The organism is Cedecea davisae (genome assembly GCF_044095835.1).
Classification (GTDB): Bacteria; Pseudomonadota; Gammaproteobacteria; order Enterobacterales; family Enterobacteriaceae; genus Cedecea; species Cedecea davisae.
In genome coordinates this window covers 4,365,445-4,389,934 of sequence record NZ_CP172054.1, presented here as the reverse complement: position 1 = coordinate 4,389,934, position 24,490 = coordinate 4,365,445, and the positions used below count along the sequence as shown (strand labels likewise).

The window sequence follows — 24,490 nt, the reverse complement described above, 5'->3', positions numbered from 1 at the left end:
TTCCTTCCAGGGTTTTTAGCTAAGTGTAGATGGCGGCAGGGAAAAAAGTGTGAGCGAAGCCGGAAATAATACGGCCCGTGGTGAACAGGCCGTGAGGGAGGTTATTGCAGCGCTTCGAGAATAGCGTAGGCAGCTTTTACCCGCTCAGGATTCGGGTAGCTTTTGTTCGCCAGCATCACGATGCCCAACTGCTTTTCAGGAATAAAGGCCACATAGCTACCGAAGCCGCCGGTTGAGCCGGTTTTGTGTACCCAGGATGCCTTCACTACCGGGGCCGGTGGGTCAATAGCCACCGCGGTCTGCGGGGCAAGGGCGACTTTATTATCGCTGCCGTCGATAACCACTTTGCCCTTCAGCGGCCAGTTCAGCATTTCCCAGCCCAGGCCCTGATACATGCTGCCAATCCGCCAGTAGCGAGATTGTGCAAGCTTGATCCCTTGTTGCAGATTTTTCTGTTCAACCCGCTCCGGCGCCATATTCGCCTGCACCCAGTGCGCCATATCTTCGATACTGGACTTAACGCCGTAGGCTTCTGCATCCAGCATACCCGGTGAAACACGTACTGCTTTGTCGTTGCGGTAGCCCCAGGCGTAATGGCTCTCTTCAGCGGGAGGAACGGTTATCCAGGTATGGGTCAGCTTTAATGGCTCCAGTACTCGCGTTGTCATCGCCTGCTCGAAGTCCATTCCTGAAGGCTTAACCATCAGCGCCCCAAACAGCCCAATGCTGGCGTTGGCATAGAGTCTTTTGCTGCCCGGTGCCCACTGCGGTTGCCACGACTGGTAAAAGTTGAGCAGCGAGGCGCTGTCGGTAACTTCATCAGGCACCTGTAGTGGCAACCCACCTGCTGTATAGGTTGCCAGCTGCAATAGCGTTATTCCTTTCCACTGGCTGCCGGTTAGCTCTGGCCAATATTTTTGTGCCGGATCGCTCAGGCTTATCTCGCCGCGAGCCAGCGTATCCCCGCCCAGGACGCCGGTAAATGTTTTACTGACCGAACCAAGCTCGAACAGCGTTTGCCGGGTTACCGGCTCGTTATGCTGCACGTCGGCTTTGCCCCAGGTGAAATACAGCGGGTAGCCTTTATAGATAACGGCGACTGCCATGCCTGGGATCGCCTGCTCTTTCAGCAGCGGCGAAATCGTGCGATTAACGATTTTTTCGATCTGCTGCGCGGTGAGCTGCTTTGGTGCGGCAAAAGTAGAGCATGAGGCGGCGAGCAGCAGCGTCAGGCAGAGGGATTTTTTCATGATTGATAACCTTCCATAGAGAGATGATAGCTGTCCGGGCCCATCAGACGAGGCAAGTTTGTTGGATTTGACTCTGGATGACAAACGATTAAATTTGGCATTAGCCTTAAGATTTTCTAACGGAAAAAGCCATGACACGCAGCTATATTCCCCTTAACTCGCTACGCGCCTTCGAAGCCGCCGCCAGGCATCTAAGTTTTACTAATGCCGCTATCGAGCTAAACGTCACCCATTCGGCGATTAGCCAGCAGGTGAAATCCCTTGAAGAGCATCTGCACTGCCAGCTTTTTGTTCGTGTTTCCCGCGGCTTAATGCTCACTACGGAAGGGGAGAACCTGTTACCTGTGCTAAACGACTCGTTCGACCGCATAGCGGGAATGCTGGACCGTTTTTCCGGCGCTCAGGCGAGGGAGAAACTGAAGGTAGGCGTTGTGGGGACGTTTGCTACGGGTTTTTTGTTGCCGAGGCTCGAGCATTTTCGCCGGCGTTATCCGCATATCGATTTACAACTCTCGACCCACAACAACCGGGTTGACCCGGCGGCAGAAGGGCTGGATTACACGGTGCGGTTCGGCAGCGGAGCCTGGCATGGCACCGAAGCTACATTCCTGTGTGATGCCCCGCTGGCTCCTCTGTGCTCTGCCGCGCTGGCATCAGAGCTACAAAAGCCTTCTGATGTCCTGAAGTTCACCCTGCTACGTTCCTATCGGCGCGACGAGTGGGCCGCCTGGCTGCACGCCGCGGGTGAACAGCCGCCCTCGCCAACGCATCTGGTGATGGTATTTGACTCCTCCGTGACGATGCTGGAGGCCGCGCAGGCGGGTGCCGGGGTCGCCATCGCCCCGGTGAATATGTTTACTCACTTGTTGAACAGCGAGCGAATTATCTGCCCTTTTGACACCCGTATAAGCCTGGGAAGTTATTGGTTAACGAGGCTGCAATCCCGGGTGGAAACCCCGGCTATGCTGGATTTTTCGAGCTGGCTTGCCGGGCAATGTGCAAACTAAAAAGGCCTGCACGGTGGCAGGCCTTGTCGTGTACTGAGCGGTTAAAGCGTCAGCAAACCGATGACGGTTACCACGGTTAAAATAGCGGCAAGCCCATAGAACACCCACTTCCCGGCCGGAACGTGGATTTTCAGGTCGTGCATCGCGTGGTGAATGCGGTGCAGGCCACACCACAGCGGCAGGACTATCATCAGCAGCAGGAACAGGCGGCCAATCCAGCTGTGGGAGAAGGCATACACGCGTTCAAAGCTCAGGGCATCGCCTGGGAACAGGCCAAGCGGCAGCATGATGCCGACCAGCAGCACGATAACCGGGGCGAAAATCGCGCCCCACATCCCGCCTGCGCCAAAAAGACCCCAGAATACCGGCTCGTCGGAGCGCTTTGGATTTTGATTGATCACGACATCCTCCTTACCAGCACAGTGCCACAAGCAGCACAACGATAGTCACCAACGCGGTGACGGCCCACAGCCCTTTAATCACCGGCTCTGGCCCCATTTTTTCATCCTTAACGATGATGTTAGCGGCCTTAGGGGCCAGCTCAAACCAGGTTTTGGTATGCAGCAAGGCGGCGGCCAGGGTGATGAGGTTGAGAATAATCACTATCGGGTTTTGCAGAAAACCAACAAAACCAGCCCAGCTTTCCGCGCCGTGCTTCAGGGCGAAAATCCCGTAAATCAGCACGATGCTGAACCAAACGGTGGGAACCGAGGTGCCTTCCCTCAGCATATAGAAACGGTAGAAGCCAAGCTGCCGCCACCACGTCGGTGCCATGGGGCGAACATAAGGCTTACGTTTAGTCGTCATGGTGCACTCCTTAGCGTGGTTTCAGGGTGGCAATCAAAAAGTCTTTCGAACTTTCGACTTTGCCCTGCTGGATGGCGGCTGCCGGGTCAACGTGTTTCGGACACACTTCGGAGCAGAAGCCCACGAAGGTGCAGCTCCACACGCCGTTCGGCCCGTTAAGCTGCGGCATACGCTGCTTCTTGCCGTGGTCGCGGCTGTCCAGGTTGTAACGATGGGCGAGGGTAATCGCCGCCGGGCCAATAAACTCAGGGTTGAGGCCAAACTGTGGGCAGGCGGCATAACACAGCCCGCAGTTGATGCAGCCGGAGAACTGGTGGTATTTCGCCATTTGGGCAGGCGTTTGCTTGCTCGGCCCCTGCTCCGGCGTACGAGTGTTGCCGATGATGTACGGCTTAATCGCTTCCAGGCTCTCGATGAAGTGGGTCATATCGACCACTAAATCACGCTCAATCGGGAAGTTGGCCAGCGCCTCCACCTTGATGCCGTTGGTGTATTCCCGCAGGAAGGTTTTACAGGCAAGCTTCGGCACTTTGTTGACCATCATGCCGCAGGAGCCGCAGATAGCCATGCGGCAGGACCAGCGGTAGCTGAGATCCGGCGCGAGGTTATCTTTGATATAGCCCAGAGCATCCAGCAATGAGGTTTGCTCGTCAAAAGGCACTTCGTAGATTGCGCTATGCGGTTCGCTGTCCGTTTCCGGGTTGTAGCGCACAATCTCAATCTTCAGATTCTGCATCTCAGCCATTTGCCTTCTCCTTTTTGTCGGCGGATTCCGCTTCCGCGCCGTACACGCGTTTTGCCGGAGGCAGCGTTGTAATCTTCACGTCGCTATAGTCGAGGCGCGTGGTGCCGTCGGCGTCGCGGAAGGCCAGCGTATGTTTCAGGAAGTTGACGTCATCACGTTCGGTACAGCCTTCGTCGAGGCGCTGGTGGGCGCCGCGTGACTCTTTACGCGCCAGCGCCGAGTGCGCCATACATTCGGCAACGTTCAGGCCGTGGCCCAGCTCGATGGTGTAAAGCAGGTCGGTGTTGAAGACGCTGGAGGTGTCGGTAATGCGCACGCGCTTGAAGCGCTCCTGGAGTTCGGCCAGCTTATCGACGGTTTTCTGCATCAACTCAGGCGTGCGGTAAATCCCGCAGCCTTCTTCCATAGAAAGCCCCATCTCGTCGCGTATTTTCGACCAGTTTTCATTGCCTTCCTGGTTCACCAACTGCTTCAGGCGCGCTTCAACGTCGGCTGCCTGAGCGTTCAGCGCCGCGTCGTTGGCTGGCTGTGCCTGAGCGGCACGCTCGACGGCTTTTTCACCCGCCAGGCGGCCAAACACCACCAGCTCTGCCAGCGAGTTAGAGCCCAGACGGTTGGCGCCATGCAGGCCGACGGAGGAACATTCGCCTACCGCAAACAGCCCCTTGATGCGGCTTTCACACTGGGCGTCGGTTTCAATACCGCCCATGGTGTAGTGTGCGGTTGGGCGCACTGGAATCGGCTCTTTAATCGGGTCGACGCCGACATAAGCCTTCGCCAGCTCGCAGATAAACGGCAGGCGCTCGAGCAGTTTCTTCTCGCCGAGATGGCGCAGGTCGAGGTAAACCACGTCCCCGCGTGGGGTGGAAATGGTGTTGCCTTTGCGCCACTCGTGCCAGAAAGCCTGAGACACTTTGTCGCGCGGGCCAAGCTCCATATATTTGTTCTTCGGTTCGCCGAGCGGGGTTTCTGGCCCCATGCCGTAATCCTGCAAATAGCGATAGCCGTCTTTATTTACCAGGATACCGCCTTCGCCGCGGCAGCCTTCGGTCATCAGGATGCCGGAGCCCGGCAGCCCGGTTGGGTGATATTGCACAAACTCCATGTCGCGCAGCGGTACGCCGTGGCTGAGCGCCATGCCCATGCCGTCGCCGGTGACGATGCCGCCGTTGGTGTTATAGCGATAAACGCGACCCGCACCGCCCGTTGCCATGACAACCGCATTGGCGCGGATTTGCACCAGCTCGCCTTCCATCATGTTCATGGCAACCAGGCCGCGAGCCTGGCCGTCATCCACCAGGATGTCGAGGACAAAATGTTCGTCAAAGCGTTGGATTTGTGGGAACTGGAGTGAAGTCTGGAACAGGGTGTGGAGCATGTGGAAGCCGGTTTTATCGGCGGCGAACCAGGTACGTTCTATCTTCATGCCGCCGAAGCGCCGCACGTTGACGCTGCCGTCAGGGCGGCGACTCCACGGGCATCCCCACTGCTCAAGCTGGGTCATCTCGGTTGGGCAGTGGTGGACAAAGTAGTCGACCACGTCCTGCTCACAAAGCCAATCCCCCCCGGCTACGGTGTCTTGGAAGTGGTATTCAAAGCTGTCGTTATCCTGCGCGACGGCGGCGGAACCCCCTTCGGCGGCAACCGTGTGGCTGCGCATTGGGTAGACTTTGGAAATCAGAGCGATTTTTGCCTGTGGGTTGGCCTGGGCTGCCGCAATGGCTGTCCGTAGGCCTGCTCCACCGGCGCCTATAATGGCGAGATCGGCTTGAAAGGTTTGCACGACATTCCTCCAGATTTTAGTGATTCGCAAAGCTACACGACCAATGGGTTGTTCACCGTCGATACGGCGGCGGCTGCGAAAGGGATTTCCCTGCTCCTTTGTAGGTAGATTGAGTATAACCGGAGGGATTTTAGGGAAATTTGATTTGTTCGATTTTTTTGCCGTTCTGTGAGCTGATTAATTACTTCTGTTAATGAATCAGGTCACATAATTGGCTTTGAAAATGGTGTAAAAGCGGCAAAAAAACGGCGCGCCGAATCTAAAGGAAAGCCAGCGATTTCCCGGCGGCTCTGCGCCATAAGCAAAATTTTCTGCGCAAAATTTGTCTCCTTTCTGTGATGCGGGTAGACTTCTCGGCCTTGTATAAATACGGAGAATTACCCATGAGCGAAACGGCCACCTGGCAGCCGAGCGCGTCCATCCCCAATCTATTAAAACGCGCCGCCATTATGGCGGAGATCCGGCGCTTCTTTGCCGATCGCGGCGTTCTGGAGGTGGAAACTCCCTGCATGAGTCAGGCGACGGTCACCGACATCCATATGGTGCCGTTTGAAACCCGTTTCGTTGGTCCAGGCCACTCTCAAGGCCTCAATCTGTACCTGATGACCAGCCCGGAATACCACATGAAGCGCCTGCTGGCGGCGGGCTGTGGCCCGGTGTTCCAGCTGTGCCGCAGTTTCCGTAATGAAGAGATGGGGCGTCATCACAACCCTGAATTCACCATGCTGGAGTGGTATCGCCCGCACTACGATATGTACCGTCTGATGAACGAGGTCGACGACCTGCTACAGCAGGTGCTGGAGTGCGGTGCGGCGGAGAGCCTCTCTTATCAGCAGGCTTTCCAGCGCCATCTGGAAATAGACCCGCTCTCTGCCGACAAAGCGCAGCTGCGCGAAGCTGCGGCGAAGCTCGACCTGAGCAACATTGCCGACCAGGAAGAAGACCGCGACACGCTGCTGCAATTGCTGTTTGCCATGGGCGTTGAGCCGCAGATTGGTAAAGATAAGCCGACTTTCGTTTACCACTTCCCGGCAAGCCAGGCTTCGCTGGCGCAAATCAGCACCGAAGATCACCGCGTGGCCGAGCGCTTTGAGGTTTACTTCAAAGGTCTTGAACTGGCGAATGGTTTCCACGAGCTGACCGACGCGCGTGAACAGCAGCAGCGTTTTGAGCAAGATAACCGCAAACGCGCGGCGCGCGGCCTGCCGCAACAGCCGGTAGATGTTAACCTGCTGGCGGCTTTAGAAGCAGGCATGCCGGACAGTTCCGGCGTGGCGCTGGGCGTTGATCGCCTGATTATGCTGGCGCTGGGGGCAGAAAAACTGGCTGACGTGCTGGCCTTTACGGTCGACCGCGCTTAATCCCCAACTGCGTATCGCGCTGTCGGCGGAGAGTTTCGGCGGCAGCGCAGGCTTTATGGACGATAACTATGCTGACGATAAAAAGGATAACCGACCGCAGTTCACGCTATTTTGATGTCGTGGACGAGCTGTATGAAAGCGCCTTCCCGCGCCATGAAAAACGCCAGCCTGCGGCGAAGGTGAGCGCCCTGGCTAACCCGAATTACAGTCTCCAGGCCTGGTTCGACGGCGAGGAGTTTATCGGCATGATTGGCGCGTGGGACTTCGGTGACTATAGCTATATTGAGCATCTGGCGGTCAACGGCCAGCTGCGCGCCCAGGGCTACGGCAAAAGAATGCTCAGCCAGTTTTTACAGCTTTACCCACAAACCATTCTTGAAATCGATCCGCTGACTACCGAGGTTGCCCGCAAAAGGCTGCGTTTTTATCAAAGCCTCGGTTTCTGCGAAAACAGTTATCAGCATCACCACCCGACTTATCACCCGGAAATCCCCGATCATGAACTGATCGTGCTTAGCTATCCGCAGAAAATCAGCGAGCCTCAGTATCTGCGATTTTTTGATGATTTATGCCGCGTGGTTATGGCGCGTCGGCCTTAAATTTTCTCTTCGTCCGGCGGCAAGTTTTCGCCGGGCATTGATGTGCTTTCACCAGGATCTTGTTGATGGATATCACCACTCTGTTTTTCTACGTCATTGCCGTCAGTGCGGTAATGGTCACGCCCGGCCCGTCTATGCTGCTGGCTTTAAATAACGGCGCCACCTACGGGATGCGCATCGCAGGCTATGGTTTTCTTGGTGCGGTGCTGGCTGACCTGCTGCTTATTGGCGCAGTCGGCTGCGGGCTTGGTGCGCTGCTACAGGCCTCCGAGCAGCTCTTTGCGGTAGTGAAGTGGGGCGGAGCTCTCTATTTGGTCTATCTGGCCTACGTGCTGTGGCGCGCCCCGGCTAAAGCTTTAACGGTTAGCGCCTCGGCGGCGGTAGCAACGGGGAAAACGGCGTTTCTGCGCTCGCTGATGGTTGGCCTGTCTAACCCAAAAGGGCTGCTGTTCTTCTCGGCATTTTTACCGCAGTTCATTCGCCCGCAGGAGCCGGTGGCGACTCAGTATCTGATTCTGGCGCTGGTCAGCGCGGTAATCGACTGCATTATGATGACGATTTATGCCTGGGGTGGTCGCCACGCGATGCGTAAATTTTCCGCTAATGTTATGCGCTGGGTAAACCGTAGCTGTGCGGGGATGCTCGCCGTGCTGGCGGTTGGGGTGGCGCTCTATCGCCGCAGTAATTTGACCTGAGAAACGGGCAGGGAAGTTTTGCGCTGGCCCGGCGAAAAGCCTTCGGCCAGCGCTAACTTTTAGCGCTCTTGCTCTTCTGCGAGTTCGCGCAGATAAGAGAAGATCTGACGGTATGACTTAGGCGGCTTATTGGCCGCTTTTTCTTTTTGTGCGTTACGGATAAGCACGCGCAACTGCTGGCGGTCGGCCTGCGGGTATAGTCTCAGCACTTCGGTCATCGCTTCGTCGCCTTCTTCTACCAGGCGGTCACGTAGCGCTTCCAGCTTGTGGAACAGCGAAACCTGCTGGTTATGGCGGTTTTTCAGCTTGTCGAGCGCCTGACGAATCGGGTCAACATCGCGGGATCGCATCATTTTGCCGATCAGCTGCACCTGGCGGCGGCGGCCTTCTTTTTTAATGCGCTGCGCCAGCTCAATGGCGGCACGTAAATCGTCGTCGAGCGGGATTTTATCGAGGGCGTTTTTACCCAGCTCCATCAGCTCCATACCCAGGCGTTTTAGCTCTTCGGCATCGCGCTTAATTTCGCTTTTACTGACCCAGATAATTTCATCATCTTCGTCTTCATTTTCATTATCGGGCACATCGTCGAGCCAGTCTTCGGGCTGCTTGGTCATATTAGGCTCCTTAAAAAAGTTGACGCGGATATTACCAGCAAAGGGGCTGCACTGCGAAATTGTTCTGATCCTGTTAGACTTGAACGACTCACCTTACATTATGGCAGTCGCGATGAAAGTAAACACGCAAGTAGCACAACAACGTCAGGTTCTGGAGCAGGCGGTTTCACAGGCGCTGGAGCTGGCGAAAGGCAAATCGGACGGCGCAGAAGTCGCGGTCAGCAAAACCACCGGTATCAGCGTCAGCACCCGCTACGGTGAGGTGGAGAACGTCGAATTTAACAGCGATGGTGCGCTGGGCATCACCGTTTATCATCAAAATCGCAAAGGCAGCGCCTCCTCTACCGACCTCAGCCCGGACGCGATTGCCCGCACCGTGCAGGCGGCGCTGGATATCGCTCGCTTTACTTCCCCCGACCCTTATGCGGGCGTGGCGGACAAAGAGCTGCTGGCCTTTGACGCGCCGGACTTAGACTTGTTCCACCCGACAGAAATCGATCCCGACAAGGCCATTGAGCTGGCGGCCAGGGCAGAGCAGGCCTCTCTGAACGTGGATAAACGCATTACCAATACCGAAGGCGGCAGCTTCAATAGCCATTACGGCATTAAAGTGTTCGGCAACAGCCACGGCATGCTGCAAAGCTACTGCTCCACGCGCCACTCGCTCTCCAGCTGCGTGATTGCCGAAGAGAACGGCGATATGGAGCGTGATTATGCCTACACCATTGGCCGTGCGATGGAAGACCTGAAAACGCCTGAATGGGTAGGTGCCGATTGCGCCCGCCGCACGCTTTCTCGTCTTTCCCCGCGCAAGCTGTCGACCATGAAAGCGCCGGTCATTTTTGCCAATGAAGTGGCGACCGGGCTGTTTGGCCACCTGGTTGGCGCGATTGCAGGCGGCTCCGTTTACCGTAAATCCACCTTCCTGCTGGACGCGCTCGGCACACAAATCCTGCCGGAATGGCTGACCATTGAAGAGCATCCGCACTTGCTGAAAGGGCTGGCTTCCACGCCGTTCGACAGCGAAGGCGTCGTGACCTCTCGCCGCGATATCGTTAAAGACGGCGTGCTGCAACAGTGGCTGCTGACCAACTATTCTGCGCGTAAGCTGGGCCTGAAAAGCACCGGCCATGCCGGCGGCATTCATAACTGGCGCATTGCCGGTCAGGGCCTCGGTTTTGAGGAAATGCTGAAAGAAATGGGCACCGGGCTGGTGGTGACCGAGCTGATGGGGCAGGGCGTAAGCGGCATTACCGGAGATTATTCTCGCGGTGCCGCGGGCTTCTGGGTTGAGAACGGCGAAATACAATATCCGGTGAGCGAAATCACCATCGCCGGTAACCTGAAGGACATGTGGCGCAACATTGTTACCGTTGGCAACGATATAGAAACACGTAGCAATATTCAGTGTGGTTCAGTCTTACTTCCGGAGATGAAGATAGCCGGTCAGTAAAGCAATGTGGCGCGTCGTTCCGCGCCCGTTTCTCATATAAAAAAGATAAGGTGAGTAAATGCGTAAGCAACTGATTGCAATGTTAGCAGTATCATCCGTTTTGTTGTCCGGCGCCGCTTTTGCTAAAGACGTTGGCGACGACATGGACATCATCGCGAAGAACTACAAAACCGTGCTTAGCACCAAAGATGCAGCCGAGCTGAAAACCTCGCTGAGCAATATGCGTGAAGCGGCGCTGGACGCGCAAAAAGGCACGCCGCCGAAGCTGGAAAACGAAGCAGCCGACAGCGCCAACATGAAAGAGTACCGCCACGGGTTTGATATTCTCGTGGGCCAGATTGACGGCGCTCTGAAGCTGGCAAACGAAGGCAAAGTGCAGGAAGCTCAGGCCGCGGCCGGAGAATTTAAGGCCACTCGCGATACTTACCACAAGAAATTCCGCTAAGTTTTAAAACGGGCGGGTTTAACCCGCCCGCCGTCATTACGCCAGACTCCTCACGGCAAGCTCCAGCGCGTCAATATCGTTATTGCTCAACAACGGCCTGATGGTCTCGAACTGCTCGTCGCTAAGCCGGTACACATTCAGCTTCAGCAGCCGCTCTATGGTCGATGGATCAAAGCGCCAGGCAATAACCCTGGCCGGATTGCCGCCAACTACGCTATAGGGGCTAACGTCTTTGGTGACTACGCTCCCTGCGGCAACAATCGCCCCTTCACCAAGGGTTATTCCCGGCATAATCATCGCCCGCATGCCAATCCAACTGCCGTCGCCTATATGGGTATCCCCTTTGGGACGATACGATCCCTTGAGGGTTTCCATAAACGGATACAGCGAAAACCAGTCGCTGCGATGCGTATTATTGCCGCCCATTAAAATAACCGCTTCCGCGGCGATGCAGACGTAATCGCCAATCCAAAGCCGATCAAGGTGGCCGATTGGCTCCCAGCTTTGGCTGAGCGCATCGCCCTGGAGATAGCGAACAACGCTGCGCTCAAAACCGTTATCCCAGCAGTCGCTGTAGTAGCTGTGGCGGCCTTTAATATGAATATTGGGGTTGGTCACCGTTTCGTGCAGGTACTCCACACGAGACCAGTGTTTATCTGTCTCTGACATGATTTATTTCTCACAATAGTGTGCCCACGGAACAGGGTTCCGCCTCGGTTTACAGAAAGGAAAGCATGAAGGGCGCTAAGCGATGCGCGGCTGCTTTAACAGAGGATTAATGAGCATTGTGATGACCTTTTAGGCTTTAACATCAAGAGAGATAACGGGGTAATTTTATCATTACCGGTGCCGGAGTAAACCTTTTACCCGCCAAAACCCCACAGGCTAGCTGAAGCCCGCCCGCTTTTCACTTTAAGTCTGTCACAAAACGAAATATCCATTATTACTCTAAGGCTAATGATTGATCCCTGAGCTTAATTGATAGCCTCTCCCGCGCGGCGCACACTTTATCCAGACTAAAGCAAATCAAAATGATTAGCTGAATCAGGAGGTTAATAATGAGTGCTAGCCAAACGCCTGCCCGCGTCTGGAACACCCGCCGCAGCGAGAAACAGCGGCGTATGGCGTCCAGCAACGTGCAGGGGAAGGTCATTCCCACCGGCAATCTTGTCGAGGTGATGGAAAAGCTGATTGCTCCGGGCGACCGGGTGGTGCTGGAAGGGAATAACCAAAAACAGGCGGATTTCCTTTCCCGCATGCTGGCCGAAGTCAGCCCGGCAAAAGTTCACGACCTGCACATGATTATGCCGAGCGTCGGACGTAGCGAACATCTCGATATTTTTGAGAAAGGCATCGCCCGCAAGCTCGACTTCTCATTCTCAGGAACCCAAAGCCTGCGTATCTCCCAACTGCTGGAAGACGGCCAGTTAGAGATAGGCTCTATCCATACCTACATTGAGCTTTATGCCCGCTTGTACGTCGATCTTGCGCCCAACGTAGCGCTGATTGCCGGGTATAAAGCCGACCGCAAAGGCAACCTGTACACCGGGCCAAGTACCGAAGATACGCCAGCGCTGGTCGAAGCCGCCGCCTTCCACGACGGGATTGTTATCGCCCAGGTTAATGAGCTGGTCGACGATGATTGCGATTTGCCGCGCGTTGATATTCCCGGTTCGTGGATTGACTACGTGGTGGTTGCCGATAAGCCGTTCTTTATCGAACCGCTGTTCACCCGCGACCCGCGATTGATCAAACAGGAACACATCCTGATGGCGATGATGGCCATCAAAGGTATCTACGCCGAGCATCAGGTGCAGTCCCTAAACCACGGTATCGGCTTCAACACCGCCGCCATCGAACTTCTGCTCCCGACTTACGGTGAACAGCTTGGGCTGAAAGGCAAAATTTGTAAGCACTGGACCCTGAACCCGCATCCGACGCTGATCCCGGCGATTGAAAGCGGCTGGGTGGAGAGCGTTCACTGCTTCGGCGGCGAGCTGGGAATAGAAGAGTACATTCGTGCCCGCCCGGACGTGTTCTTTACCGGTGCGGACGGCTCCATGCGTTCCAACCGCGCGATGTGCCAGCTTGCGGGCCAGTACGCGGTGGATATGTTCATCGGCTCAACCCTTCAGGTTGACGGCCTTGCCAACTCTTCAACCGTCACTCGTGGTCGCCTTTCCGGTTTTGGCGGTGCGCCAAATATGGGCCATGACCCGCACGGCCGCCGCCATGCAACGCCAGCCTGGCTGAACATGATTACCGAACCAGACCCGATGCAGCGCGGCAAAAAGCTTGTTGTGCAGATGGTTGAAACCTTCCAGGCGGGCGTGAAACCGACCTTCGTAGAAACCCTGGACGCGGTGGAAGTTGCCAAAACTTCCGGGATGCCGCTGGCTCCGGTGATGATTTATGGCGATGACGTTACCCACGTCCTGACCGAAGAAGGCATTGCTTACCTGTACCGTGCGGAGAGCCTTGAAGAGCGCCGCGCAATGGTTGCGGCCGTAGCAGGCATTACCGACATCGGCCTGGGCGTGGATGCGAAGCGCGTGGCGGCTCTGCGCCAAAGCGGCAAAGTCGTTTACCCGGAAGATATGGGTATTCGCCGCAGCGATGCTACGCGTTCTCTGCTGGCTGCCAGCAGCGTGGCGGACCTGGTTGAATGGTCCGGCGGTCTTTATAACCCGCCTGCGAAATTCCGGAGCTGGTAATGAAATTACATCCACAGAAAGGCGTTGAGGAAAGTGTGAGCGAGCTGGCAAGGGCGGCGACCCAAAGCCTTCTTGAAGAAGCGCGTTTAAGCCCGAAACCCGGTCTGGTGGACAGTCGGGGAAACGGCGCGCATCACGACCTTAGTCTGGCGCTGATGGAGCGCTCGGCGCACAGCCTGACCCCGACATTTCATGCTCTGGCATTACAAAGCTGGGAACGTCCGGCAGACATCGCGCTGCGCCAGCTGGTGGGGCGTCTTGGCCGCGAAGGTGAGCAGCAGATGATGGCCGCTACCGGCGGCGTTAACACCCATCGCGGAGCCATTTGGGCGCTTGGCCTGCTGGTTTCGGCTGCCGCGATGCACGGCATGGCGGGCAGCAGCAAAGCTATTGCCGCTACCGCCGCCCAACTAGCGGCCCTGCCGGACGATGCCGCGCCAAAAATCTTCAGCAAGGGGTTAAGGGCGACGCGGCGTTATCGCGTACCGGGCGCCAGAGAGGAGGCTCAGCAAGGTTTCCCTCACGTCATGCATCTTGCGCTGCCGCAGCTGCGACGTAGCCGTCAGTTCGGGGCTTCGGAAAGCGAGGCGCGGGTTGATGCTCTGATGGCGATTATGACCTCGCTTTCGGATACCTGTGTGCTCTCCCGTGCCGGGTTAACCGGCCTGGAAACCATGCAGAACGGCGCGCGTAGCGTGCTGGTAGCCGGAGGCAGCGCAACGGCGGAAGGCCGCAGCGCGCTGGCGGTGCTTGACCAGCAAATGCTGGCGCTCAATGCCTCTCCGGGCGGCGCGGCAGATTTACTCGCCGCTACCTTGCTGCTGGACGGTATCGCCAACGATGCCGCCCCGCTTCACACACTTATTTAACGAGGGCGTTATGGAACACATTACGTTGTCATTTCCGGCAACCCGCACGGCCAAAGGCAAGGCCCTGGCTGGCGTGGTTGGCTCCGGCGATATGGAAGTCCTGTTTACCGCAGACCAGGGGCAGGCGCTGACCATCGACATCACCACTTCCGTCGATAACAGCGAGCAACGCTGGAAAGCATTATTTACCCGTCTCAGCGCGCTGAGCAGCCTGCCTGCCGGGCAGATGCAGATCCACGACTTCGGCGCGACGCCGGGCGTGGCGCGTATTCGTATTGAACAGGTTTTTGAGGAGGTGGCTCATGCGTGACGACAGCAGCTTTATTGAACTGAGAGCGCGTGACCGTGCGCGCCTGCTGTTAGACGAAGGCAGCTACCGTGAACTGCTTGACCCGTTCGACGGCATCATCTCGCCGTGGTTAGGGCCGCAGGGCATTGTGCCGCAGTCTGACGACGGCATGGTGGTCGCTAAAGGCACCATTAACGGCGGGCCAGCGGTGGTGATTGCCATCGAAGGTGCGTTCCAGGGCGGCAGCATGGGCGAAGTCTCCGGTGCGAAAATGGCCGCGGCGCTTGAGCTGGCGGCGGAAGATAACCGCAACGGAATTCCTACTCAGGCCGTGCTGTGCCTTGAAACCGGCGGCGTGCGCTTGCAGGAGGCTAACCTTGGCCTGGCGGCGATTGCAGATATCCATGCGGCGATAGTTGACCTGCGCCGTTATACCCCGGTCATCGGCGTGGTTGCCGGTACCGTGGGCTGCTTCGGCGGGATGTCGATTGCCGCGGCGCTTTGCAGCTACCTGATTGTAACCCGCGAAGCGCGTCTCGGCCTGAACGGCCCGCAGGTTATCGAGCAGGAAGCGGGGATTGATGAATACGACTCCCGCGACCGTCCATTTATCTGGAGCATGACCGGGGGCGAGGTTCGCTTCCAGAGCGGGCTGGTTGATGCCCTGGTGGGCGACGGCGTTCATGCCGTGAAACAGGCGGTGAACGACGCTATTGCCAAAGGCGTACCGGCGAAGCACCGCACCGATAACTACGCGTGGTATCTGGAGCGCCTGACCCACTTCGACACCAACAAACAGGCCGATGCCGAACAGATCAAACAGCTTTTTGGGGAGAAACACTAATGAGCCAGAAACTGAATCGTGCCGCCGTTTGGCTGGACACTTTAGCCCCGAATGCACCGCGCATGGCAGGCCTGTGCGCCTCCGTGCAGGTGGCTGACGGCAACGTTGACGGGAAACCGGCGCGCTTTATCGCCGTAGTGCCGGACGCCAATAATCATTATCCCCGCGCCGCAGGCGGCGAAGTTGGCCTGCTCGAGGGCTGGACGCTGGCAAAAGTCGTCAGCGAAACCGTTGCCGAAGACGCCGATAAGGCCGAAAAGCGCGCCATTGTGGCGGTGATTGATGTTCCAAGCCAGGCTTATGGCCGCCGTGAGGAAGCATTTGGTATTCACCAGGCGCTGGCCGGTGCTGCCGGAGCCTATGCTAACGCTCGTCTTGCCGGTCATCCGGTTGTGGGGCTGATCGTGGGTAAAGCAATGTCCGGGGCGTTTCTGGCGCACGGTTACCAGGCAAACCGCCTGGTGGCCTTTAACGACCAGGGCGTAATGATCCACGCGATGGGTAAAGAGTCGGCCGCCCGCATTACGCTGCGCACCGTAGAGGCGCTGGAAAAACTGGCCGCCACCATCCCGCCAATGGCCTACGACATTAGCAATTATGAAACGCTGGGGCTGCTTTCCGCCCTGCTGGACATCAACAACCCGGATGCGCCGCAAAGTGAAGATGTGGCAAAAGTAAATGCTGCATTAGTGGCGGCCGTTGATGACGCTCGCACAGATAACACGTTGAAAAACAGACTCAATGCTAAGAACCGTCATAGCTCGGCGCTGGTTCGCGAACGCATGCGTGCCAGCTGGTAATAAGCGCTGGTAATAAGACAGACCTGCCAGACGATAAAACCAGGCGCGTACTCCGCGCCTGAGTAAAAAAAACGTCTGAAAAATAATAACCATCGCGACCGTGCTGACTCTCTTTTTTAATCAAGGTGAAGTTATGACTTACGTGATTGTTCATGCTCTGGCCCCTATTTTTGTCATCATGCTACTGGGCTTTTTCGCCGGCAAAGCGAAGATGGTCGATAACAAAAATGTCTCGCTGTTAAACATTTTTGTCATGGATTTTGCGCTACCTGCGGCACTGTTCAGCGCTACCGTGCAAACTCCGTGGCTTGGGATCGTTCAGCAGTCACCGCTGATTGTGGTGCTGGTGCTGGCGATGTGGATAACCTATGCGGCGATTTATTTCCTGGCGACCAGCGTGTTTAAAAAGTCTCCGCAGGATGCGGCCGTACTGACTTTGACCGTAGCCTTACCTAACTACGCGGCGCTGGGTCTGCCCATCCTGGGCAGCGTGCTGGGCGAAGGCCCGTCGACTTCGCTGTCGGTGGCGGTCTCAATTGCCTGCGGTTCCGTTCTGATGACGCCGTTCTGCCTGCTGATTCTGGAACGCGAAAAAGCGCGCGCTGCCGGTGAAGCCAGCGGTTCTACGCTGGCAATGCTGCCGGTGCTGATGTGGCGTTCGGTGAAAAAACCTATCGTCTGGGGGCCGCTGCTGGGGGTTGTGCTGTCGGCACTCGGTATTCGCATGCCGGAGCTGCTGTTGGCTTCAATTAAGCCGCTGGGCCTGGCCGCAACCGCTGCCGCGCTGTTCCTGACCGGGGTTATCCTTTCTGCCCGTAAGCTGCAAATCAACACCGTGGTGATAACGGCGACCATTACCAAACTGCTGATTCAGCCGTTTATCGCCTGGGGCATCGTGCTGGCGCTGGGCCTGACCGGGCCGGTAGCCATCACCTCTATTCTGATGATTGCGCTGGCGGCAGGTTTCTTCGGCGTGGTATTTGGAAACCGCTTTGGCGTGCAGTCTCCGGATGCGGAAGCCGTGTTGTTGCTAAGCTCGGTACTCTCTATCCTGTCGCTACCGCTGTTTATCTCACTGACTTCAGGACTTTAACTTATGTCGACATTCCGCCCCCACGATCTCCTTTGGCTGGCTGACCGCAGCGCTCTTGAAGGCGCTGGCGAGGAGTGGGTCGCAGGCCAGTGGCGCCCCGCGCTGCCGGTGGTGGTGCGGCGGGATGTTGAACGTGAAGGGCGCATTCCGGTGGGTATCCGCGGGATGCGTCGGGAGCAACGTGCTGCCGGGTGGGCGAATGCCGCAGGCGTTAAGCGTGTTGTCAGCCCGGAAGCATTAGCTAGCCGCGAGGCACTTCTTCATTCTCCTTTTGTCTCTATGCCGCCGGTTCAGAGCGCAATTCAACTGGCAGGTCGCCAGTGGCCGTGGGTCTGGGGCATAACCGGAAGCGTTGGCTATGCGCTGGCGACGGAAGTGCCGGTGCTGCACGCTGAGAGCGATCTCGACTTGCTGATTCGCTGCCCTGAACCACAGGAGATGGAGGCGCTGGTGGAATGGCAGGCATTGACCGCCAGGCTGCTGTGCCGCGCCGATACGCAAATTGAAACGCCTTACGGCGGGTTTGCGCTGGCGGAATGGCTGAGGGCAGGGCGAGTGCTGCTGAAAACCAGCCGTGGCCCGGTGCTGACCAGCAATCCATGGATGCCGGAGGACGATGTATGAAAATACTCTTTACTTTTCCCGGACAGGGTACGCAGCGGCCAGGTATGCTGCAAAATCTGCCCGAACGCGACGCCATAATGGCGCAGGTGCGTAGCGTTCTGGGGGATGAAACCGACCTGCTTGATACTCATTCTGCTCTCAGACATACCCGCGCCGTGCAGCTTTGCCTGTTGATAGCCGGGGTGGCCTGGGCGCGAGACCTTGAGCGCAACGGCGTTGAGCCGGATATGGTCAGCGGCCTGTCAATCGGCGCTTTTCCAGCGGCGGTCATTGCCGGAGTATTAAGCTTTGAGGATGCTTTAAAACTGGTTGCGCTGCGCGGCGATCTTATGGAACAGGCTTATCCTGAAGGTTACGGCTTAACCGCCATCGTTGGGCTGCTTTTAGGCCAGGTGGAAGCCCTGGTCGAGGGCAGCGGAACCTATATCGCCAATATCAACGCCGAGCAGCAAATTGTTATTGCCGGGCGCGAAGACGATATGGCGCAGGTGGCGCAAAAAGCGCTGGCAAAAGGGGCGCAAAAAGCACGGCAGCTCGCGGTTAGCGTTCCTTCTCACTGCGCATTGCTGAATGAACCGGCCCAGAAACTCAAACAGGCTTTTGACGGCGTGAGCGTAAACCGGCCGCGCCGTGCTTACCTCAGCGGCAGCACGGGCCGCGTGCTATGGCAACCGGAGCAAATAGCCGAAGATTTGGCGCTTAATATGGCGCGTACGGTGCGCTGGCGTGATGCGATGGTGGCGGCCAATGAGAGAGATGTGCGCCTGGCAATAGAAATGCCGCCGGGAAGCGTATTGTCAGGGCTGACCCGGCAGGCGTTCCGTGAAGGGCTAACCGTCTGCCGCGAGCAGAATAGCGTGGCGGTGATTTCACGCCTTGCCGAACGAACTAGAGCGGCGCGTTAGGCGTATCGACAAACGAGCGGGCGTACATACGCCCTTCGGCCGCCAGCGCCAGCAGGTTCGGGTCAAGCTCGCGGGCACGAGGGAAGACAATAGCGATAGTCTGCTTCATCTGATACTGCTCGGCGAGCCTCAGCAGTTGCACTGAATTTTCATAAACCTTTTTCATTCTGCCCGGTATCAGCGTTAGCCCGACACCCGCCTGCACCAGACTCACCATCGAGAAAATATCGTTTACGCGAGTGACGATTTCCGGCTCAAAACCGGCGATATGGAAGGCTTCCTGAAAACCTGCATAGGTGGCAAAACCTTCGGCCAGGGAAACAAACTTCTCGCCGTCAAACTCACGTAAATCCGCTGGATGGCTGGTATCCAGGGGATAATTCCCAGGCGTGGCGAGAAAAATATCGTCCTTGAACAGCGGCAGAACTTCGAGCCGCGAGCGGTCTACTTCGCCTTCGGAGAGGGATATCAGAATGGCATCCAGTACGCCGTCTTCCAGCATATTGAGCAGCACCTGGTTGGAGCCCATGGTGAGATCCATTTCCAGATCCGGGCGGCGAAGCTTCATGCCCATAATCAGTTTCGGCACGGTTTCCAGCGTCAGCGAATAGAGCGTGCCGATGCGTAACCGCCCCTGGCCAACGCCCGCCGTCTGGCGAGCCTCAATAAGCCCCCGCGACATTACCGCCACCGCTTCTTTACTGTGCTCCAGCAGGGTAAAAGCCGACTCCAGCGGCACCAGATTGCGCCCTTTATGAATAAACAGCGGGCAGCGCACGCCTTCTTCCAGCGTATGCAGGGCGCGATGCACGCTAACCCCGCTAATGCCCAGCGCTTCGGCGGTGCGGGCAATGTTGCCCTTTTCCATAAACTCCATAAATATCTCAAGCTTACGGAAGGTGATTTCGGCGTCGATTTTCATGCGGGGGATTGGGCTTCCTGGTCCAGAGGCAGGTTTAAACCTGCTGAAGTCTGAAGTTTACGCCACAGGCGCGTGCATAGCGCATCAGGGTTTCGTAGCTCATTTTAGTGGCATTTCTTTCCATTCTTGAAACGGTTGGAGGTTTAACCCCCATTTTTTCCGCTACCTGAGCGGAGGTGAGTCCTGCTTCAGCACGCCACTTCTGTAATGTTTCCTGAAGGCATTCTAATGCCTCTTCTGCTTCCCAGGCGGCACGATACTCAGGGTTGTGCATGGATTGTTCATGAATCTGGTCGAGTGTTTTATATTTCATGCTTCATTTCCTCCAGCCTACGGAAGGCTAACACAATTTCTCCAGGTGGGATCTTCGGGGATTTTTTGATGAAAATGCGCAGCAGAAAAATACGTTCACCGCTCTGATAGAACCATAATCCTCGTGCTATGTCCGTGCCCATCGTCCGTATTTCAAACAAGCCTTTTCCGAGATGTCTGGTGTCAGGTTCTCTGAGTAAACGGGGATTAGCTTCCAGTTTCTTTAATAACCTGGTCATTTTCACCTGAAGGATGGCGGGGAGCTCGGTGAATTCCGTTTCCGCTTCATTGTGAAAAACCAGAGTGAACATACTCTCCTCCTGAGAAAATATTAGCTTATAGGCTATGTTAGCTCAAGGGCTAACCAGATTTTAAACCCGCGAGGGACTTAATCCGGATTCGATTCTACAATTATTTTTTCTTAACGCTGCGCTCCTCTCCTGGCTTTGCGCAGCTCCTCGCAGGCCGTTTCCACTTGGTCATAAGCAACGCCAATGATGGCGACAAAACCTTCCTCTCGTCACAGTTTCGAACAAAAAACGTCGCTGGATATCTTTCGTTTCATCGCCCGGTTATGTGACTTAACGCACGTCATGGCAGTGAAAAACCGCCATTCCCGCCCTTTATGTGGAACAGATCACTATTGCCGCCCCGATTTCCACTTCGAAGTGGAAAACAACTCGCTACAAACCTTTCTTCCCGCCGGATAGCTTAAAAACAGATTAGTTAACGAGGTACCCAGGGTGAACAACGGAGCGGTAATGGTTAATGAAGCCGAGGAATTAACGGCGCGCGTACAGGGTTTTATCCACGCGCTGTTTAAGAGCAAGAACATCACGCCCAACGCGGTACAGGAGCAGATGCTGGCCTCCCATGTGAAAGCGATGGCACATCGGTCGCTTACCGGAGAGCCGCTGCCGGAAGTGGATGAGAGCCTGTTCGAAGAAATATCTTCAGAGTCGATGGCGATGGCTCAGGCGGTAGTGGATCAGTTTGGCAACCTGCCGGTGGAAGAGGCGTGGTTACTGTCAGTGCATTTCGAAGTGGCGAAAGACAATCTTTGAATAATCAGGAGAGAACGATGGAACAAATTACCGTAGTGATCGGCGACCGTTTGGGTAAAGGCCAGAAAGTTGCCGCAGGGATCGAAAAAGCGGGCGGTCGCGCCGTGGTTATTCCGGGCGTCGCCGCCGACATGAAACTGGGTGACGTGATGAAGGCCGAGAACGCCACTTTTGGTATCTCCTTCTGCGGCAGCGGCGGTGCAGGTGCTATCACCGCGCAAACCAAACACGGCTACAAAGCGAAATACGGCATGCGTTCTGTGGAAGAAGGCGTCACCGCGATTAACGAAGGCAATAACGTTCTTGGCTTTGGTTTTATGGATAAAGAAGAGCTGGGTGAACGCCTGGTCCTGGCCTGGAACAAGAAGTACGGCAGCTAAGTATGAAAGAGAAATTCGCAACTACGGTGCGAGTCAGCGGGCGCGGCGATACTAAAGCCAAAGCCTTCTCCGATGCCCTGAACCAGGTTCAGGGTACGGTGCTCAAGTCCACCAACAAAATTCTGCTGCGCATTGAGCCACAGGACGTGCAGGTTGTTCAGGCGCAGGTCAGGGTGCGCAAAGAAGCTTTTCTGTTCTTCTTTCTGCGCCGGGAAAGGCGGAGCTACAGCGTGGAGCTGGATGTTTCCGTCAACGTGACGGCTCTTAACCTCGATGAGGTGGATTTCGTCGCGCACTAAAACAACTCCAACAAGGGCAGATACATGTTCCTCATTATCTTATTTAAATCACTCATTATCGGCGGGCTCGTCGGTGTGGGCGTTGGCGCCGGGGCCGCGCGTATGTTCCACGCGCCAACCTCTCAGGGAATGGGCGCATTTCGTACACTCGGCGAGCTGAACTCCTGCGAAGGCGATCCGGCTTCTCACTTCTCCTTTGGTCTCGGCTTCTTCTTCAACGCCTGGGCATCCTCGGTGGCTGCGGGGGCCTTCACCCAGGATGTTGACCATCGCATTATCCCTAACTGGGGTGCCGCGGCGTTGATGGTGAAAAACCGTAACGTGGCAGAAACCCTGCACGACCCGAAAAAAATGGCCATCACCTGCGGCATTATCGGCATGGTTGTGGTGGCGTTTCTCAACAGCACCGCCTCTGCGGTTCCTGCCGCGCTACAGGTGACGGCGGTTAAGGTTCTGGTGCCTGCGGCTAACCTGCTGGTTAACACCGTGATGCCGGTTATCTTCTGGCTGGCGGCAATTGATGCCGGTAAAAAATCGGGCTTCTGGGCAACCATTTTCGGCGGCGCAGCACAGCTGATTATGGGCAACGCCGTACCGGGCCTGGTGCTGGGGATTCTTATCGGTAAAGGTGTTGAAGAGAGCGGCTGGCACCGCGTCACTAAAGTGATGATGGGGGCTATCGTTGCTCTGTTTGTGCTGAGCGCCTTCTTCCGCGGCTTCGATATGAAAATGATCGAATCCTTCCATCTGACCACGCCGGACTGGCTGAGTCTTATCCATAACGCCGTCAGCGGAAAATAAGAGGCCACCATGGAACAGAATAAAGGTTTTTGGTATGCCGACTGGTCGTTCCCGATCTTCGTTGGTCTGCTCTCTTCCGGCGTCTTTGCCGGGACGCATATGTACTACCTGTACGGTATCGGTGCCTTCAACGAAGTCGCTTTTGTGGCGATGCTGAAGTCGGGGATTGATACCGGCGTATACGGCGCGGTAGCCGCGTTCGGCGCTAGTTTCCTGTTTGCCCGCATCATTGAAGGTTCGCTGGTGGGGATTCTGGATATCGGCGGAGCCATTCAGACCGGCGTTGGCCTTGGCGTTCCGGCGCTATTGCTGGGCGCGGGCTTTGTCTTCCCGGTAGCCAACTTCGGCGCATCGCTGGTGACTGGCCTGGTGATTGGTCTGGCGATTGGTTACATCATCATTCTCGCCCGTAAATTCACCATCAACCAGAGCGACTCTACCTACGGCGCAGACGTAATGATGGGCGCGGGTAATGCCTCCGGTCGCTTCCTGGGGCCGTTGATTATTCTCAGCGCCATGACGGCGTCGATTCCGATTGGTATCGGTTCATTAATTGGCTCTTTGCTGTTTTACCTCTGGGGCAAACCGATTACCGGCGGTGCGATCCTCGGTGCCATGATCTTAGGCTCCATCTTCCCGGTAGCGTTGTAAGCAGTATTTCCAGGGCGGACGGGCTGCGGCTCGCCGCCAGTTAAGGAGAAAAACATGTTTGACCTGATCCTGCGCCAGGCGCGGCTGGTGGACGATACCGTTATCGATATCGCCCTGAAGGACGGCAAAATTGCCGCTTTGGGTAAGATTGCGGGCGCAGCAAGTGAAGAGCGCCAGCTGAACGGAGAATACTACGTCAGCGCCGGCTGGATTGACTCCCACGTCCACTGTTATCCCAAATCCCCTATCTACCACGATGAACCTGACAGCGTGGGCATTCACACCGGCGTGACGACCGTAATCGATGCGGGCAGCACCGGGGCTGATGACGTAGACGACTTCTATCAAATCACCCGCAGTGCCGCGACCGAAGTCTACGCCTTGCTGAATATTTCCCGCGTCGGGCTGATAGCCCAGAACGAGCTGTCGAATATGAACAATATCGACGGCGACGCGGTACGCGAGGCGGTGAAGCGCCTCCCTGATTTTATCGTCGGCCTGAAAGCGCGAATGAGCAGCAGCGTAGTCGGCGAAAACGGCATTGCGCCATTGGTGAGAGCGAAAGAAATTCAGAAAGAGAATGGCGATTTGCCGCTGATGGTTCACATCGGCAATAACCCGCCGGATCTTGACGAAGTGGCCGAGCTGCTCACCAGCGGCGACATTATCACCCACTGCTATAACGGCAAACCTAACCGCATTCTGAACCCGGCAGGCCAGCTTCGTGCTTGCGTTTCCCGGGCGATTCAGCGCGGCGTGCGGCTGGATGTTGGCCACGGTACTGCCAGCTTCAGTTTTGAAGTGGCGCGAGTAGCTATCCAGCAGGGCATTTTGCCGCATAGCATCAGCTCGGATATCTACTGCCGCAACCGCATTAGCGGCCCGGTGCATTCCCTGGGGGCGGTGATGTCGAAATTCCTCTCCATCGGCCTGTCGCTACCGCAGGTTATTGACTGCGTGACTTCCCACGCTGCCGACGGGCTGAGGTTGAAAAACAAAGGCCGCCTGGCCGTTGGGCTGGACGGCGACCTGACCCTCTTTGAACTGCGCCGCGAGCCAACCGTCTTTACCGATGCCGAACAGCAGACGCTGACGGGCGATCGGGCGCTGGTGGCGCTTGCCGTGGTGCGCGCCGGGAAGTGGTTTGACTGTGAATAAGGGAAA

The 24,490-nt window shown here is 56.5% G+C and carries 30 protein-coding genes; 20 read left to right on the top strand and 10 right to left on the bottom strand.

Annotated features, from left to right (window positions below; all coding sequences use genetic code 11):
• Positions 1-101: 101 nt before the first annotated feature.
• A complete protein-coding gene (gene ampC / locus ACG1VR_RS20980) occupies positions 102-1,253 on the bottom strand; it encodes a CMY2/MIR/ACT/EC family class C beta-lactamase (protein WP_395491128.1) in 1,152 nt (383 codons plus the stop codon).
• A 128-nt stretch (positions 1,254-1,381) separates the two neighbouring features.
• On the opposite strand from ampC, the gene ampR reads away from it, so the two are divergent.
• Entirely contained in the window at positions 1,382-2,257 is an 876-nt protein-coding gene (gene ampR, locus ACG1VR_RS20975) for a LysR family transcriptional regulator AmpR (RefSeq protein WP_395489718.1), read from the top strand.
• A 41-nt stretch (positions 2,258-2,298) separates the two neighbouring features.
• On the opposite strand, the gene frdD is transcribed toward ampR, so the two are convergent.
• The 4 genes from frdD to frdA are packed head-to-tail and all read right to left on the bottom strand — an operon-like array spanning position 2,299 to position 5,592.
• Positions 2,299-2,658: a fumarate reductase subunit FrdD gene (gene frdD / locus ACG1VR_RS20970; RefSeq protein WP_016517551.1), complete on the bottom strand. Its 360-nt coding sequence runs from the start codon at positions 2,656-2,658 to the stop codon at positions 2,299-2,301.
• Positions 2,659-2,668: 10 nt separating this feature from the next.
• Positions 2,669-3,064 (bottom strand): fumarate reductase subunit FrdC, encoded by a 396-nt coding sequence (frdC, locus tag ACG1VR_RS20965; protein ID WP_395489716.1) that lies wholly within the window; start codon positions 3,062-3,064, stop codon positions 2,669-2,671.
• 10 nt (positions 3,065-3,074) lie between these two features.
• Positions 3,075-3,809 carry a succinate dehydrogenase/fumarate reductase iron-sulfur subunit gene (locus ACG1VR_RS20960; RefSeq protein WP_216375057.1) on the bottom strand — a complete coding sequence of 245 codons (735 nt, stop codon included), beginning with the start codon at positions 3,807-3,809 and terminating at the stop codon, positions 3,075-3,077.
• Positions 3,802-5,592, bottom strand: a complete 1,791-nt coding sequence (frdA, locus tag ACG1VR_RS20955; RefSeq protein WP_395489715.1) for a fumarate reductase (quinol) flavoprotein subunit — start codon at positions 5,590-5,592, stop codon at positions 3,802-3,804. Before frdA ends, ACG1VR_RS20960 begins: the two co-directional genes overlap by 8 nt.
• A gap of 383 nt (positions 5,593-5,975) precedes the next feature.
• On the opposite strand from frdA, the gene epmA reads away from it, so the two are divergent.
• The 3 genes from epmA to ACG1VR_RS20940 all read left to right on the top strand — a co-directional run bounded on the left by epmA (position 5,976) and on the right by ACG1VR_RS20940 (position 8,247).
• On the top strand, positions 5,976-6,953 hold the full coding sequence (gene epmA / locus ACG1VR_RS20950) for an elongation factor P--(R)-beta-lysine ligase (protein WP_039897831.1): 978 nt from the start codon (positions 5,976-5,978) through the stop codon (positions 6,951-6,953).
• A 68-nt stretch (positions 6,954-7,021) separates the two neighbouring features.
• Positions 7,022-7,552: a GNAT family N-acetyltransferase gene (locus tag ACG1VR_RS20945; RefSeq protein WP_395489714.1), complete on the top strand. Its 531-nt coding sequence runs from the start codon at positions 7,022-7,024 to the stop codon at positions 7,550-7,552.
• A gap of 65 nt (positions 7,553-7,617) precedes the next feature.
• Positions 7,618-8,247 carry a LysE family translocator gene (locus ACG1VR_RS20940; protein ID WP_172568511.1) on the top strand — a complete coding sequence of 210 codons (630 nt, stop codon included), beginning with the start codon at positions 7,618-7,620 and terminating at the stop codon, positions 8,245-8,247.
• A gap of 59 nt (positions 8,248-8,306) precedes the next feature.
• Here ACG1VR_RS20940 and yjgA read toward each other — a convergent pair whose 3' ends face one another.
• Positions 8,307-8,861 (bottom strand): ribosome biogenesis factor YjgA, encoded by a 555-nt coding sequence (gene yjgA / locus ACG1VR_RS20935; RefSeq protein ID WP_016517558.1) that lies wholly within the window; start codon positions 8,859-8,861, stop codon positions 8,307-8,309.
• A 100-nt stretch (positions 8,862-8,961) separates the two neighbouring features.
• Here yjgA and pmbA point away from each other — a divergent pair, with 100 nt between their 5' ends.
• Together pmbA and cybC are read left to right on the top strand one after the other, a co-directional pair.
• The gene (gene pmbA, locus ACG1VR_RS20930; protein ID WP_039899078.1) at positions 8,962-10,314 is read left to right on the top strand and encodes a metalloprotease PmbA; all 1,353 of its coding nucleotides are present in this window, start codon (positions 8,962-8,964) and stop codon (positions 10,312-10,314) included.
• Between the two features lie 58 nt (positions 10,315-10,372).
• Positions 10,373-10,759 carry a cytochrome b562 gene (gene cybC / locus ACG1VR_RS20925; RefSeq protein ID WP_016517560.1) on the top strand — a complete coding sequence of 129 codons (387 nt, stop codon included), beginning with the start codon at positions 10,373-10,375 and terminating at the stop codon, positions 10,757-10,759.
• 36 nt (positions 10,760-10,795) lie between these two features.
• Here the strand turns inward: cybC and ACG1VR_RS20920 are convergent, their stop codons facing one another.
• A complete protein-coding gene (locus ACG1VR_RS20920; protein WP_395489713.1) occupies positions 10,796-11,428 on the bottom strand; it encodes a CatB-related O-acetyltransferase in 633 nt (210 codons plus the stop codon).
• Positions 11,429-11,817: 389 nt separating this feature from the next.
• Between ACG1VR_RS20920 and mdcA the strand changes: the two genes are divergently transcribed.
• The 8 genes from mdcA to mdcH all read left to right on the top strand — a co-directional run bounded on the left by mdcA (position 11,818) and on the right by mdcH (position 18,897).
• Entirely contained in the window at positions 11,818-13,473 is a 1,656-nt protein-coding gene (gene mdcA / locus ACG1VR_RS20915; protein WP_395489712.1) for a malonate decarboxylase subunit alpha, read from the top strand.
• Positions 13,473-14,342 carry a triphosphoribosyl-dephospho-CoA synthase gene (locus tag ACG1VR_RS20910; protein WP_395489711.1) on the top strand — a complete coding sequence of 290 codons (870 nt, stop codon included), beginning with the start codon at positions 13,473-13,475 and terminating at the stop codon, positions 14,340-14,342. The genes mdcA and ACG1VR_RS20910 overlap by 1 nt, the downstream gene beginning before the upstream one ends.
• Before the next feature lie 10 nt (positions 14,343-14,352).
• Positions 14,353-14,652 (top strand): malonate decarboxylase acyl carrier protein, encoded by a 300-nt coding sequence (gene mdcC / locus ACG1VR_RS20905; protein ID WP_016517564.1) that lies wholly within the window; start codon positions 14,353-14,355, stop codon positions 14,650-14,652.
• A complete protein-coding gene (locus tag ACG1VR_RS20900) occupies positions 14,645-15,475 on the top strand; it encodes a biotin-independent malonate decarboxylase subunit beta (protein WP_016517565.1) in 831 nt (276 codons plus the stop codon). Before mdcC ends, ACG1VR_RS20900 begins: the two co-directional genes overlap by 8 nt.
• The gene (gene mdcE, locus ACG1VR_RS20895; RefSeq protein WP_395489710.1) at positions 15,475-16,275 is read left to right on the top strand and encodes a biotin-independent malonate decarboxylase subunit gamma; all 801 of its coding nucleotides are present in this window, start codon (positions 15,475-15,477) and stop codon (positions 16,273-16,275) included. Before ACG1VR_RS20900 ends, mdcE begins: the two co-directional genes overlap by 1 nt.
• 133 nt (positions 16,276-16,408) lie before the next feature.
• Positions 16,409-17,368 (top strand): AEC family transporter, encoded by a 960-nt coding sequence (locus ACG1VR_RS20890; protein WP_016517567.1) that lies wholly within the window; start codon positions 16,409-16,411, stop codon positions 17,366-17,368.
• 3 nt (positions 17,369-17,371) lie between these two features.
• Positions 17,372-17,992 (top strand): malonate decarboxylase holo-ACP synthase, encoded by a 621-nt coding sequence (locus ACG1VR_RS20885; RefSeq protein WP_395489709.1) that lies wholly within the window; start codon positions 17,372-17,374, stop codon positions 17,990-17,992.
• Entirely contained in the window at positions 17,989-18,897 is a 909-nt protein-coding gene (mdcH, locus tag ACG1VR_RS20880) for a malonate decarboxylase subunit epsilon (protein WP_172568504.1), read from the top strand. The genes ACG1VR_RS20885 and mdcH overlap by 4 nt, the downstream gene beginning before the upstream one ends.
• Here mdcH and ACG1VR_RS20875 read toward each other — a convergent pair.
• The 3 genes from ACG1VR_RS20875 to ACG1VR_RS20865 are packed head-to-tail and all read right to left on the bottom strand — an operon-like array spanning position 18,881 to position 20,442.
• Positions 18,881-19,819 carry a LysR family transcriptional regulator gene (locus tag ACG1VR_RS20875; protein WP_016517570.1) on the bottom strand — a complete coding sequence of 313 codons (939 nt, stop codon included), beginning with the start codon at positions 19,817-19,819 and terminating at the stop codon, positions 18,881-18,883. The genes mdcH and ACG1VR_RS20875 overlap by 17 nt on opposite strands.
• Before the next feature lie 34 nt (positions 19,820-19,853).
• Positions 19,854-20,132 carry a helix-turn-helix transcriptional regulator gene (locus tag ACG1VR_RS20870; protein WP_016517571.1) on the bottom strand — a complete coding sequence of 93 codons (279 nt, stop codon included), beginning with the start codon at positions 20,130-20,132 and terminating at the stop codon, positions 19,854-19,856.
• Positions 20,122-20,442, bottom strand: a complete 321-nt coding sequence (locus ACG1VR_RS20865; protein ID WP_395489708.1) for a type II toxin-antitoxin system RelE/ParE family toxin — start codon at positions 20,440-20,442, stop codon at positions 20,122-20,124. Before ACG1VR_RS20865 ends, ACG1VR_RS20870 begins: the two co-directional genes overlap by 11 nt.
• Positions 20,443-20,892: 450 nt before the next feature.
• Here ACG1VR_RS20865 and ACG1VR_RS20860 point away from each other — a divergent pair, with 450 nt between their 5' ends.
• Genes ACG1VR_RS20860 through ACG1VR_RS20835 form a run of 6 tightly spaced genes read left to right on the top strand, consistent with a single transcriptional unit; the run spans position 20,893 to position 24,484 of the window.
• On the top strand, positions 20,893-21,195 hold the full coding sequence (locus tag ACG1VR_RS20860; RefSeq protein ID WP_016517574.1) for a PRD domain-containing protein: 303 nt from the start codon (positions 20,893-20,895) through the stop codon (positions 21,193-21,195).
• 17 nt (positions 21,196-21,212) lie between these two features.
• Entirely contained in the window at positions 21,213-21,575 is a 363-nt protein-coding gene (locus tag ACG1VR_RS20855) for an SFCGS family glycine-rich protein (protein WP_016517575.1), read from the top strand.
• A gap of 2 nt (positions 21,576-21,577) precedes the next feature.
• Complete coding sequence (locus tag ACG1VR_RS20850) at positions 21,578-21,874, top strand: DUF4312 family protein (RefSeq protein WP_016517576.1); 297 nt, start codon at positions 21,578-21,580, stop codon at positions 21,872-21,874.
• 24 nt (positions 21,875-21,898) lie between these two features.
• Positions 21,899-22,675: a DUF4311 domain-containing protein gene (locus ACG1VR_RS20845; protein WP_395489707.1), complete on the top strand. Its 777-nt coding sequence runs from the start codon at positions 21,899-21,901 to the stop codon at positions 22,673-22,675.
• 9 nt (positions 22,676-22,684) lie between these two features.
• Positions 22,685-23,326 (top strand): DUF4310 family protein, encoded by a 642-nt coding sequence (locus ACG1VR_RS20840; RefSeq protein WP_016517578.1) that lies wholly within the window; start codon positions 22,685-22,687, stop codon positions 23,324-23,326.
• A gap of 54 nt (positions 23,327-23,380) precedes the next feature.
• Positions 23,381-24,484 carry an amidohydrolase/deacetylase family metallohydrolase gene (locus tag ACG1VR_RS20835; protein WP_016517579.1) on the top strand — a complete coding sequence of 368 codons (1,104 nt, stop codon included), beginning with the start codon at positions 23,381-23,383 and terminating at the stop codon, positions 24,482-24,484.
• Positions 24,485-24,490 lie beyond the last annotated feature (6 nt).

What these genes read in the sequence shown, in the direction of transcription:
- ampR (WP_395489718.1), top strand. Translation starts at nt 1,382, where the DNA reads ATGACACGCAGCTATATTCCCCTTAACTCGCTACGCGCCTTCGAAGCC.
- frdC (WP_395489716.1), bottom strand. Translation starts at nt 3,064, where the DNA reads ATGACGACTAAACGTAAGCCTTATGTTCGCCCCATGGCACCGACGTGG.
- ACG1VR_RS20960 (WP_216375057.1), bottom strand. Translation starts at nt 3,809, where the DNA reads ATGGCTGAGATGCAGAATCTGAAGATTGAGATTGTGCGCTACAACCCG.
- epmA (WP_039897831.1), top strand. Translation starts at nt 5,976, where the DNA reads ATGAGCGAAACGGCCACCTGGCAGCCGAGCGCGTCCATCCCCAATCTA.
- ACG1VR_RS20945 (WP_395489714.1), top strand. Translation starts at nt 7,022, where the DNA reads ATGCTGACGATAAAAAGGATAACCGACCGCAGTTCACGCTATTTTGAT.
- ACG1VR_RS20940 (WP_172568511.1), top strand. Translation starts at nt 7,618, where the DNA reads ATGGATATCACCACTCTGTTTTTCTACGTCATTGCCGTCAGTGCGGTA.
- yjgA (WP_016517558.1), bottom strand. Translation starts at nt 8,861, where the DNA reads ATGACCAAGCAGCCCGAAGACTGGCTCGACGATGTGCCCGATAATGAA.
- pmbA (WP_039899078.1), top strand. Translation starts at nt 8,962, where the DNA reads ATGGCAGTCGCGATGAAAGTAAACACGCAAGTAGCACAACAACGTCAG.
- cybC (WP_016517560.1), top strand. Translation starts at nt 10,373, where the DNA reads ATGCGTAAGCAACTGATTGCAATGTTAGCAGTATCATCCGTTTTGTTG.
- ACG1VR_RS20920 (WP_395489713.1), bottom strand. Translation starts at nt 11,428, where the DNA reads ATGTCAGAGACAGATAAACACTGGTCTCGTGTGGAGTACCTGCACGAA.
- mdcA (WP_395489712.1), top strand. Translation starts at nt 11,818, where the DNA reads ATGAGTGCTAGCCAAACGCCTGCCCGCGTCTGGAACACCCGCCGCAGC.
- ACG1VR_RS20910 (WP_395489711.1), top strand. Translation starts at nt 13,473, where the DNA reads ATGAAATTACATCCACAGAAAGGCGTTGAGGAAAGTGTGAGCGAGCTG.
- mdcC (WP_016517564.1), top strand. Translation starts at nt 14,353, where the DNA reads ATGGAACACATTACGTTGTCATTTCCGGCAACCCGCACGGCCAAAGGC.
- ACG1VR_RS20900 (WP_016517565.1), top strand. Translation starts at nt 14,645, where the DNA reads ATGCGTGACGACAGCAGCTTTATTGAACTGAGAGCGCGTGACCGTGCG.
- mdcE (WP_395489710.1), top strand. Translation starts at nt 15,475, where the DNA reads ATGAGCCAGAAACTGAATCGTGCCGCCGTTTGGCTGGACACTTTAGCC.
- ACG1VR_RS20890 (WP_016517567.1), top strand. Translation starts at nt 16,409, where the DNA reads ATGACTTACGTGATTGTTCATGCTCTGGCCCCTATTTTTGTCATCATG.
- ACG1VR_RS20885 (WP_395489709.1), top strand. Translation starts at nt 17,372, where the DNA reads ATGTCGACATTCCGCCCCCACGATCTCCTTTGGCTGGCTGACCGCAGC.
- mdcH (WP_172568504.1), top strand. Translation starts at nt 17,989, where the DNA reads ATGAAAATACTCTTTACTTTTCCCGGACAGGGTACGCAGCGGCCAGGT.
- ACG1VR_RS20875 (WP_016517570.1), bottom strand. Translation starts at nt 19,819, where the DNA reads ATGAAAATCGACGCCGAAATCACCTTCCGTAAGCTTGAGATATTTATG.
- ACG1VR_RS20870 (WP_016517571.1), bottom strand. Translation starts at nt 20,132, where the DNA reads ATGAAATATAAAACACTCGACCAGATTCATGAACAATCCATGCACAAC.
- ACG1VR_RS20865 (WP_395489708.1), bottom strand. Translation starts at nt 20,442, where the DNA reads ATGTTCACTCTGGTTTTTCACAATGAAGCGGAAACGGAATTCACCGAG.
- ACG1VR_RS20860 (WP_016517574.1), top strand. Translation starts at nt 20,893, where the DNA reads ATGGTTAATGAAGCCGAGGAATTAACGGCGCGCGTACAGGGTTTTATC.
- ACG1VR_RS20855 (WP_016517575.1), top strand. Translation starts at nt 21,213, where the DNA reads ATGGAACAAATTACCGTAGTGATCGGCGACCGTTTGGGTAAAGGCCAG.
- ACG1VR_RS20850 (WP_016517576.1), top strand. Translation starts at nt 21,578, where the DNA reads ATGAAAGAGAAATTCGCAACTACGGTGCGAGTCAGCGGGCGCGGCGAT.
- ACG1VR_RS20845 (WP_395489707.1), top strand. Translation starts at nt 21,899, where the DNA reads ATGTTCCTCATTATCTTATTTAAATCACTCATTATCGGCGGGCTCGTC.
- ACG1VR_RS20840 (WP_016517578.1), top strand. Translation starts at nt 22,685, where the DNA reads ATGGAACAGAATAAAGGTTTTTGGTATGCCGACTGGTCGTTCCCGATC.
- ACG1VR_RS20835 (WP_016517579.1), top strand. Translation starts at nt 23,381, where the DNA reads ATGTTTGACCTGATCCTGCGCCAGGCGCGGCTGGTGGACGATACCGTT.